The organism is Mycobacterium sp., from assembly GCF_040398885.1.
GTDB lineage: Bacteria > Actinomycetota > Actinomycetes > Mycobacteriales > Mycobacteriaceae > Mycobacterium.
Genome location: NZ_JBBATF010000110.1, coordinates 1 through 10,408, shown reverse-complemented (window position 1 = coordinate 10,408; position 10,408 = coordinate 1). Strand labels below are relative to the sequence as shown.

Sequence of the window (10,408 nt, the reverse complement as noted above, 5' to 3'; positions counted from 1 at the left end):
TGGTCAGCGCCGCCGACGGCCGGCCGCTGATCGAGATGGGCTCCCGGCGCACCCACGAGCAGGCGGCGGTCGCCGCCGCCCGGGCCGCCTACATCGCCGGCTTCACCGGCACCTCCAACCTGGCGGCGCACCGCCGGTACGGCATCCCGGCGCTGGGCACCTCGGCGCACGCCTTCACCCTGCTGCACACCACCGCCGACGGCAGCACCGACGACTGGGAACAGGCCGCGTTCCGCGCGCAAGTCGCCGCGCTGGGCCAGTCCACCACCCTGCTCGTCGACACCTACGACGTCCGCCGCGGCGTGGCCAACGCCGTCACCGCCGCCGGCCCCGGTCTGGGTGCGGTGCGGATCGACTCGGGGGACCTCGGCGTGCTGGCCCGGCAGGTCCGCAGACAACTCGACGCCCTCGGCGCGACCGGGACCGGGATCGTGGTGTCCGGCGACCTCGACGAGTACGCCATCGCCGCACTGCGGGCCGAACCCGTCGACACCTACGGGGTGGGCACCTCGGTGGTCACCGGTTCCGGCGCGCCCGCCGCCGGCATGGTCTACAAGCTCGTCGAGGTGGACGGCCTGCCGGTCCGGAAACGCAGTGTGGCCAAGGAATCCGTCGGGGGCCGCAAAGCGGCGGTGCGCCTGGCCGGGCCGTCGGGCGCGGTGGTCGAGGAACTGGTGCACCCCGCCGGGGTGGCGCCGCGGGTCGGCGAGCACGCCCGGGCGCTGACCGTCCCACTGGTGCGGCGGGGCGAGGTGCTGGCCGAACCGGATCTCGAGGCCGCCCGCGCGCTGGTCGCCGCTGGCCTGCGCAGCCTGCCGCCGGAGGGCCTGGCGCTGTCCCGCGGCGAGCCGGCCATCCCCACCCGACAGGCCTGACTCACCTCGCCGAGAGTGCGCACAGATCGTTGTTTCCGCGTATTTCGGTCACAAAGTCGATCCGGGCGCACTCTCGGGGGGCAGAGTCTCGGGGGGCAGCGGCCGGGCTACCTTGACTGACGTGACCTCGGTGCCCGATCTGCTCGCCCGCGCGGTCGCCGCGTTGGGCGGCATCCAGCGCGACGGTCAGGTGCGGATGGCCGAGGCGGTGGCGCAGGCGTTCGCCACCGGCGAGCACCTGGCGGTGCAGGCCGGCACCGGCACCGGCAAGTCGCTGGCCTACCTGGTCCCGGCCATCGCCCGCGCGGTCACCGACGACGCCCCGGTGGTGGTGTCGACGGCGACCATCGCCCTGCAGCGCCAACTGGTCGACCGCGACCTGCCCCGGCTGGTCGACGCGGTGGCCCCCGCCCTGCCCCGCACGCCCACCTTCGCGCTGCTGAAGGGCCGGCGAAACTACCTGTGCCTCAACAAGATCAACAGCGGACCGACCGACGAGGAGCCCCCGCAGGAGGAACTCTTCAGTGCCGATTCCCGGGTCGCTTCGCTCCTGCCCTCCGGCGCTGCGGCCGTCAGCGCCATCGGCCGCGACGTCCAACGCCTCACCCAGTGGGCCACCGAGACCGAGACCGGCGACCGCGACGAACTTCGCCCCGGCGTCCCGGAACGGTCCTGGTCGCAGGTCAGCGTCTCGGCCCGGGAGTGCCTCGGCGCGACGCGCTGTCCGTATGGCGTGGAGTGCTTCGCCGAGAAGGCCCGCGCCACCGCCGCCGGGGCCGACATCGTGGTGACCAACCACGCCCTGCTGGCCATCGACGCGATCACCGAGGCCCCCGTGCTGCCCGAGCACGACTTCCTCGTGGTCGACGAGGCCCACGAACTGACCGACCGGGTCACCTCGGTGGCCACCGGCGAACTCACCCCCGCGCCGCTGGGGGTCACGGTGCGCCGGGTGGCCCGGTTGATCGAACCTGAACTGGCCCAACGCCTCGAGGCCTCGGTGGCCACCTTCGCCTCGGCGATCCACGACGCCCAACCCGGCCGGATCGACTACCTCGACGCCGAACTGGGCACTTACCTGACCGCCCTACGCGATTCGGCCGCGGCCGCCCGGTCGGCCATCGACCCCAAACCATCCGACCCGCAGGCCGCCGCCGCGCGCCTGGAGGCGATCGCCGCGCTGACCGAGATCACCGACACTGCCGCCCGGGTGCTGGACTCCTTCGGCCCGGCCATCCCCGACCGCGCCGACGTGGTGTGGCTGGACCACGAGGAACTGCGCGGAACCGCCGGCGCAACCGGGGCCGTCCGCCCGGTACTGCGGGTGGCCCCGCTGTCGGTGGCCGGCCTGCTGGCCGCCCGGGTCTTCGGCGATTCCACCGCGGTGCTGACCTCGGCGACACTGACGGTCGGCGGATCGTTCGACGCGATGGCCCAGGCCTGGGGCCTCACCGAAGACACCCGATGGCGGGGCCTGGACGTCGGGTCGCCGTTCGACCACGCCAGGGCCGGCATCCTCTATGTCGCCGCCCACCTGCCCGCGCCGGGCCGCGACGGCGTCGGCCAGGACGCCCAACTCGACGAGATCGCCGCGCTCATCGAGGCGTGCGACGGACGCACGCTGGGCCTGTTCTCCTCGATGCGGGCGGCCCGGGCCGCGGCCGAGGCGATGCGGGAACGACTGGACACCCCGGTGCTCTGCCAGGGCGACGACGGCACCGCCGCGCTGGTCGAGCAGTTCGCCGACGATCCGCGGACCTCACTTTTCGGCACCCTCTCGCTGTGGCAGGGCGTCGACGTTCCGGGGCCGTCCTGCTCGCTGGTGATCATCGACCGCATCCCGTTCCCCCGCCCGGACGACCCCCTGCTCAGCGCCCGGCAGCGGGCCGTGGCGGCCCGTGGCGGCAACGGCTTCATGGCCGTGGCCGCCGGTCACGCCGCCCTGCTGCTGGCCCAGGGCGCGGGCCGGTTGCTGCGTCGCTCCGAGGACCGCGGCGTGGTGGCGGTCTTGGACTCCAGGATGGCGACCGCGGGCTACGGCGGTTACCTGCGGGCCTCCCTGCCGCCGTTCTGGACCACCACCGACCCGGTCCTGGTCAGAGACGCCCTGCGACGGCTGCGCGCGACGGCGGCGGACTGAAGCGGCGGCGGCGGCGGGCGAACTATGGTGATGTCATGCGCCACACGCTGAGGAGTCTGCTCGCCGCCGTCGGCATCGCCGCGGTGGTCACGTCCTGCAGCAGTGCCGTCACCGGCAGGCCGGTCTCGGTTTTCGAGGACCCGTTCAAGGTCGGCGGGCTGGAGGCCGTCGACGGCCCGACCGGACTGCGCCCGGATGCCAAACCGCCGTCACGGGAGGTCACCGGCACCGACGGCGGCGAGGTGGACGAACTGGCCGCCCAGTCGGTCAGCGATCTGGAGGAGTTCTGGAAATTCGCCTACCCCGACACCTTCGACGGCGAACTGACCCCGGTGAATGACCTGATCTCCTGGGACTCCGAGGATTACGACGGCACCTTCTGCGACGAGACCACCGAGGGACTGGTCAACGCCGGCTTCTGCGAGCGGGACAACACCATCGGCTGGGACCGCACCGTGCTGATGCCGTCGCTGCGGGATGCCTACGGGGACATGGCGATCACGATGGTGCTCGCCCACGAGTACGGCCACGCCATCCAGAAGGCGGCCGCCCTGAACCCCAGGGGGGTGCCCACCCTGGTCGCCGAGCAGCAGGCCGACTGCTTCTCCGGGGTGTACCTGCGGTGGGTCGCCGAGGGCAAGTCGCCGCGCTTCACCCTCAGCACCGGCGAGGGCCTGAACAACCTTCTGGCGGCGATGATCTCGTTCCGCGACCCACTGCTGTCGGCCGACGAGGGCTACAGCGGCGGCGACGAGCACGGGTCGGCGTTCGAGCGGATCTCGGCGTTCCAGTTCGGCTTCACCGACGGTACCGCCGCGTGCGCGGCGATCAATCTCAAGGAGATCAAGGAACGCCGCGGCGACCTACCGGTCGACCTGCCGTCGGACCAGAGTGGCGAACTCCCGGTCACCGAGAAGTCGGTCCGCTCGGTCGTCGACGCGATGAACCTGCTGTTCACTCCGAAGAACCCGCCGAAGCTCAGCTTCGACGCGGGCGCGGCATCGCCCTGTGCCGACGCCCGGCCCAGTCCCCCGGTGTCCTACTGCCCGTCGACCAACACCATCGCCGTCGACCTGGGCGGCCTGAAGGCGCTGGGGACGCCGACCAAGGGCTACGACGGCCCCGCACTGCAGGGCGACAACAGCGCCTACTCGGTGCTGACGTCGCGGTACATGCTGGCCCTCCAGCATGAACGCGGCGGGGTGGCACTCGACACCGCCGAGGCCGGACTTCGCACGGCCTGCCTGACCGGGGTGGCCACGACCGCGCTGTCCAAGACGATCACCACCCCGGCCGGCGACGCCGTCGCACTCACCGCCGGGGACCTCGACGAGGCGGTGTCGGGTCTGCTGACCAACGGCCTGGCCGCCAGCGACGTCAACGGCGAGACCGTACCCGCCGGGTTCTCCCGCATCGACGCCTTCCGTGTCGGAGTGCTCGGCGATGCGGACCGCTGCTACAAGCGATTCCGCTGACTCAGACGGCTTTGGTGACCCCGTACCAGGACAGGATCGCGTCGCCGGACTTGTTGGTCTTGGCCAGCGTCGCGTAGGACCGGATGAAGGATTCGCCGACGCAGCCGTCGATCTTGATGCGGAACCTGCTGATCGACACCCACGGGTCCGCGGACTCGAACAGCTTCTTGGTCACCGGGACGGTATTGATGATGCCCGGCTTGAGACCGACGGTGATGCCCCCGCCGACGTTGGCGCCGATCGCGGGGACCAGGCCGTCGGGCAGCACACCGGGGAAGTCGAAGCCGAAGTACCCGATCGACGGGTTGAGGCCGGCGGTGCCGGTGAGGGAGACGCCGTTGGAGGTGCTCATGTCGATGCCGCAGCCGATCTGGTAACCGACCTCGAACACGCCCGTGGGGGTTTCGCCGTCGCCACCGGTCAGGCTGCCGTTGTAGACGCCGCCGACCTCGTACTCCCGGGTGGAGATCGCGGTGGTCAGCGGCGCCACGGGCGCCTGGGTCTCGTCCCGGGCCGACACGGTCAGCGTCCAGCCGTCCGGCGAGATGGTGCTGTTCGGCGGACTGGAGGCCACCTTCCCGTCCGGCGCCGGCGGGGCGGCGGGGACCGCCCCGGGGTCGGCCGCCGCGACCGGTGCGACCGCCTCGGCTCCCGGAGTGGCCGGCGGCGGTACGGCCGGTGGCGGGGGGCCGGGATCGGCGCCGGCCGGGGCTGCGAGCAACACGCCCACGGCCGCCACGACGGCCATTCCGCGTGTCATCCCGGACACCATCCGACCACCTCCGCAATGTCTGAGGGGAACCTACATGTGCGGTTCGGCGCCGGCGAAGGGGTCCCCGGATTGGCTGTCCCCGGCCAGCCTGACCAGTCCCCACTCGGCCGGGCCGGCCAGCAGCCCGTGACAGGGCAGCACCCGCGTGGTGTAGCCCATGGAACCGGCCATCGGCAGCGGGGTGGTCGCCGAGAAGATCTCCGTTCCGCCCTCGCCAGAACCGACATGGGTCATGTCGATGTAGTGCGGACTCTGCAGGGTGCCGGTGGAGTCCACCCGGCCCAGCACGCCCTGGACCACCACCTCGTCCGGACGCAGGCCGGCCAACACCACCGCCGCGGTCAGGGTCAGTTCCGAGCCGAGCAGTGGCGTGTCGGGCAGACCGGTGCTGTCCACATCGGTGATCGCCACGTAGGGCCAGGCCTCGGTCACCCGCTGCCGGTAGGCGGCCAGTTCCCGGGCCTGGCCGAACGGCAGGCCGTCGATCGGTTCGACCGTCCGGCGCAGCGACGCCGCCGCCGGGGCGTAGTACCGCTCGGTGTAGTCGCGAACCATCCGGGAGGCCAGCACCTTCGGGCCAAGCGACAGCAGGGTGTGCCGAACCATCTCCACCCAGCGGCCCGGCACCCCGTTCTCGTCGCGGTCGTAGAACTTCGGGGCCACCGAGTTCCGCAGCAGGTCGTAGAGCGCCCGGGCTTCCAGGTCGTCGCGGCGCTCCTCGTCGACCACCTCGGCACTGGGGATCTCCCAGCCGTTCTCACCGTCGAACCACTCGTCCCACCAGCCGTCCCGGATGGACAGGTTCAGCCCGCCGTTGAGCGCGCTCTTCATGCCGGAGGTTCCGCACGCCTCCAGCGGCCGCAACGGGTTGTTCAGCCACACGTCGCAACCCCAGTACAGCAACCGGGCCATCGACATGTCGTAGTCCGGCAGGAAGGCGATGCGGTGCCGGACCTCGGGCCGGTCGGCGAACCGCACGATCTGCTGGATCAGCGCCTTGCCGGCGTCGTCGGCAGGATGGGACTTCCCGGCGACGACCAGCTGGATCGGCCTGTGCTCGTCGAGCAACAGCGCCTCCAGACGGTCGGGGTCGCGCAGCATCAACGTCAGCCGCTTGTAGGTGGGCACCCTGCGGGCGAATCCAACCGTCAGCACACCGGGATCGAAAGCCGTTGGGATCCAGTCTAATTCAGCCTCGATCGCCCCGCGCTCCAGCCACGAATCACGGATCCGGCGGCGGACGTCGTCGACGAGCCTGGCCCGCAGCTGGCAGCGGATCCACCACAGGTGACCGTTGTCCACGTGCTGGAGGTGCTGCCATTCGGCCGGATCGCGCAGCTCCGGGTAGTGGCCGGCCAGTTCGCCGGCCAGCCGCAGCCACTCCGGCGCCGCCCAGGTCGGCCCGTGCACGCCGTTGGTGATCGAGCCGATGGGCACCTCCGCGGCGTCGAACCCCGGCCACAACTCGTCGAACATGCCGCGGCTTACCCGGCCGTGCAGCTGTGACACCCCGTTGGACCGCTGGCCCAGCCGAAGGCCCATGTGCGCCATGTTGAACTTCGTCGGGTCCGACTCCGCCCCGAAGCCCAGCACCCGCCGGGCCGGCACCCCGGGCAGCGTCCCGCCGTCGCCGTCGTCGCCGAAGTAGCGCTCCACCAGTTCCACCGGGAATCGGTCGATGCCGGCCGGCACCGGGGTGTGGGTGGTGAACAGCGTCGAGGCCCGGACGACGGCCAGCGCGGTGTCGAAGTCGAGGTGGTCCCCGACCATGAACTCGCGGATGCGCTCCAGGCCCATGAAGCCCGCATGCCCCTCGTTCATGTGGAACACGTCCGGCGCGGGGTGTCCCTCGACGGCGCAGAACGCCCGGATGGCCCGAACCCCGCCGATCCCGGCCAGCAGTTCCTGTTTGATGCGGTGCTCCTGGTCGCCGCCGTAAAGCCGGTCGGTGACGTGCCGCATGTCGTGGTCGTTCTCCGGGATGTCGGAGTCCAACAGCAGCAACGGGATTCGGCCCACCTGCGCGATCCACACCCGGGCCCGCAACGTCCGGTACTCCGGCATCGCCAGTTCGATCAGCACCGGGTCTCCGCCGGGATGGGCCAGCAGCCGAAGCGGCAGACCCTGCGGGTCCAGCGCCGGGTAGTTCTCGTGCTGCCAGCCGTCGGCGCTCAGCGACTGCCGAAAGTAACCGCTCCGGTAGTTCAGGCCCACGCCGATCAGCGGCAGACCCAGATCCGAGGCGGCCTTGAGGTGGTCGCCGGCCAGGATCCCCAGGCCGCCGGAGTAGATCGGGAGCACCCCGGCGACCCCGAACTCCATCGAGAAGTAACCGATGCCGGTGGGCAGCACCCGGTCGCCGCGAGCCTGCAGTTCCTGGTACCAGCGGGGGTCGGCGAGATACCGGTCGAGGTCGGCGGCCAGCCGGTCCAGGCGCTCCCCGAAGCCGGGGTCCAGCGCCAGTTCGTCGAGCCGCGCGGGGCTGACCTCCCCGAGCAGCGCCACCGGATCGCGGCCGACCCGCTCCCACAGCTCCGGGTCGATGCCGGCGAACAGGTCCTGGACGTCGATCTCCCAGGACCACCGGAGATTCGTCGACAGCCGGCCCAGTGAGGCGATCCGGTCCGGGAGGTGAGTGCGAACGGTGAACCGGCGGAGAGCTTTCACCGGCACGACCTTACTGAGCTTTCGGTTCAGCCGTGCTCCGAGATCACCGCGGGGCCACTACGGTGGTAAGCCGACGGTCTTCGGGTCGGGAAAGCGGGGTGCGCGGGTGCCGGGACGTGTCGAGGTCGACGACGTAGCCCCCGTCGTCTCCGGCGGCCTCTACCCGGCCAAGGCGGTGGTCGGCGAGGTCGTGCCGGTGTGCGCCACGGTCTGGCGGGAGGGCCACGAGGCGGTGGCGGCCACCCTGGTGGTGCGTTACCTCGGCCCGGCCTACCCGCGGGCCGGCAACGGCTCGGCGGGGCGGGCGAAGCTCCCGGCGGACGACCTTCCCGCCGGCTCCCCCGGGGTCAAGCCGGCGCAGTACCGGATGCAGCCGGGCCGGACCCCGGACGTGCTGCACGCACAGTTCCGTCCGGACCGGGTCGGTCTGTGGGTCTTCCGGGTGGACGGCTGGGGCGACCCGATCGCCGGCTGGCATCACTCGGTGACCGCCAAGCTCGACGCCGGGCAGGGCGAGGAGGACCTGCGCAACGACCTGCTGGCCGGCGCCGCCCTGCTGCAGCGCGCCGCCGCCGGGGTGCCGCGCGCGGACCGGGCTCCCCTCCTGCAGGCCGCCGAGGAACTGCGCAAGCCCGGTGACCCGCTGTCGCGTGCCGCGCCCGCGCTGTCCCGGCAGGTGACCGAACTGCTGGACCGCTATCCGCTGCGCGATCTGCTGACCCGGGGCCGGCCCTACGGGGTGTGGGCGGACCGGCCGCTGGCCCGCTGCGGCGCCTGGTACGAGATGTTCCCCCGGTCCACCGGCGGCTGGGACGCCGACGGCAACCCGGCGCACGGCACCTTCGCCACCGCCGCCGGGGCGCTGCCCCGGATCGCGGCGATGGGGTTCGACGTCGTCTACCTGCCGCCGATCCATCCGATCGGGAAGGTGCACCGCAAGGGCCGCAACAACTCGGTCACCGCCCAACCCGGGGACGTCGGCTCGCCGTGGGCCATCGGCAGCGCCGAGGGCGGCCACGACGCGGTGCACCCGGACCTCGGCACCATCTCCGACTTCGACGACTTCGTCTCCGCGGCGGGCGACAACGGCCTGGAGGTGGCCCTGGACCTCGCGCTGCAGTGCTCCCCAGACCACCCGTGGGCGCGGGCGCACCGGCGCTGGTTCACCGAACTCCCGGACGGAACCATCGCCTACGCGGAGAACCCCCCGAAGAAGTACCAGGACATCTATCCGCTGAACTTCGACAACGACCCGGACGGCCTCTACCACGAGGTGCTAAGGGTGGTTCGGCACTGGATCGACCACGGCGTCAAGATCTTCCGGGTCGACAACCCGCACACCAAACCGGCGAACTTCTGGGCCTGGCTCATCGGCGAGGTCAAGAGCACCGACCCGGATGTGCTGTTCCTGTCCGAGGCGTTCACCCGTCCGGCCCGGCTGTACGGGTTGGCCAAACTCGGCTTCACCCAGTCGTATTCGTACTTCACCTGGCGCACCGCGAAGTGGGAACTCGAGGAGTTCGGCCGCGAGATCGCCGAGCACGCCGACTACGCCCGGCCCAATCTCTTCGTCAACACCCCCGACATCCTGCACGAAAGCCTGCAGCACGGCGGACCGGGAATGTTCGCCATCCGGGCCGCGCTGGCGGCCACCATGGGCGCCTCGTGGGGGGTCTATTCGGGCTACGAGCTGTTCGAGCACGTCGCGGTGCGGCCGGGCAGCGAGGAGTACGTCGACTCCGAGAAGTACGAGTTGCGTCCCCGCGACTTCGCGCTGGCCCTCAGGCAGGGCCGGTCGCTGGAGCCGTTCCTGGCCCGGCTCAACGAGATCCGCCGGTTGCATCCGGCGCTGTGCCAGATGCGCACCCTCACCTTTCACCACGTCGACAACGACGCCCTGGTGGCCTACAGCAAGTTCGACCCGGTGACCGGTGACACCGTGCTCACCGTCGTCACGCTCAACCCGTTCGCCGCCGAACAGGGCACCGTATGGCTGAACATGGGCGCCCTGGCCATGGAGGACTACGAGCGGTTCTGGGTCCGCGACGAGGTCACCGGGGAGGAATACCAGTGGGGCCAATCGAACTACGTCCGCCTCGAGCCGGCCAAGGCCGTCGCGCACATCTTCAACATGCCGGCGATCCCGCCCGACCAGCGCGCCAACCTGCTGCGCCGGGAGTGAGCCCACGATGACCCGCAAAGCCCTCGACCCCAACCTGGCGCCCGACCCCGGCGAGTTGTCACGCCTCGTCGCCGGCGTGCACCACAACCCGCACGGCATCCTCGGCGCGCACGAGTACGGCACTCAGACCGTGGTGCGCACGCTGCGCCCGCACGCCTCGGAGGTCACCGCGCTCGTCGGCGCCGAGCGTTATCCGATGACGCACATCGACGCCGGATTGTTCGCCGTCGCATTGCCGTTCACCAACCTCGTCGACTACCGGCTCGAGGTCGTCTATCCCCATCACACCCTCACCAC

Annotated in this window: 7 protein-coding genes; 5 read left to right on the top strand and 2 right to left on the bottom strand. The window is 71.4% G+C overall.

Annotated features, from left to right (window positions below; all coding sequences use genetic code 11):
* The 3 genes from ADBZ5U_RS11110 to ADBZ5U_RS11100 all read left to right on the top strand — a co-directional run.
* The coding region (locus tag ADBZ5U_RS11110; RefSeq protein ID WP_526265366.1) for a nicotinate phosphoribosyltransferase at positions 1-875 on the top strand (875 nt) is incomplete at its 5' end.
* 112 nt (positions 876-987) lie between these two features.
* Complete coding sequence (locus ADBZ5U_RS11105) at positions 988-3,015, top strand: ATP-dependent DNA helicase (protein ID WP_526265364.1); 2,028 nt, start codon at positions 988-990, stop codon at positions 3,013-3,015.
* Between the two features lie 35 nt (positions 3,016-3,050).
* Positions 3,051-4,490 carry a neutral zinc metallopeptidase gene (locus tag ADBZ5U_RS11100; RefSeq protein WP_526265361.1) on the top strand — a complete coding sequence of 480 codons (1,440 nt, stop codon included), beginning with the start codon at positions 3,051-3,053 and terminating at the stop codon, positions 4,488-4,490.
* Between the two features lies 1 nt (position 4,491).
* Here the strand turns inward: ADBZ5U_RS11100 and ADBZ5U_RS11095 are convergent, their stop codons facing one another.
* Positions 4,492-5,250: an MspA family porin gene (locus ADBZ5U_RS11095; RefSeq protein WP_526265359.1), complete on the bottom strand. Its 759-nt coding sequence runs from the start codon at positions 5,248-5,250 to the stop codon at positions 4,492-4,494.
* 42 nt (positions 5,251-5,292) lie between these two features.
* Positions 5,293-7,929 (bottom strand): alpha-glucan family phosphorylase, encoded by a 2,637-nt coding sequence (gene glgP, locus ADBZ5U_RS11090; RefSeq protein WP_526265357.1) that lies wholly within the window; start codon positions 7,927-7,929, stop codon positions 5,293-5,295.
* A 106-nt stretch (positions 7,930-8,035) separates the two neighbouring features.
* Between glgP and ADBZ5U_RS11085 the strand changes: the two genes are divergently transcribed.
* Together ADBZ5U_RS11085 and ADBZ5U_RS11080 are read left to right on the top strand one after the other, a co-directional pair.
* Positions 8,036-10,111, top strand: coding sequence for a maltotransferase domain-containing protein (locus tag ADBZ5U_RS11085; protein WP_526265355.1), 2,076 nt, complete (start codon positions 8,036-8,038; stop codon positions 10,109-10,111).
* 7 nt (positions 10,112-10,118) lie between these two features.
* The coding region (locus ADBZ5U_RS11080) for a GlgB N-terminal domain-containing protein (RefSeq protein WP_526265353.1) at positions 10,119-10,408 on the top strand (290 nt) is incomplete at its 3' end.

Coding starts and splice junctions, on each gene's coding strand:
- ADBZ5U_RS11095 (WP_526265359.1), bottom strand. CDS start 5,250: ATGACACGCGGAATGGCCGTCGTGGCGGCCGTGGGCGTGTTGCTCGCA.
- ADBZ5U_RS11100 (WP_526265361.1), top strand. CDS start 3,051: ATGCGCCACACGCTGAGGAGTCTGCTCGCCGCCGTCGGCATCGCCGCG.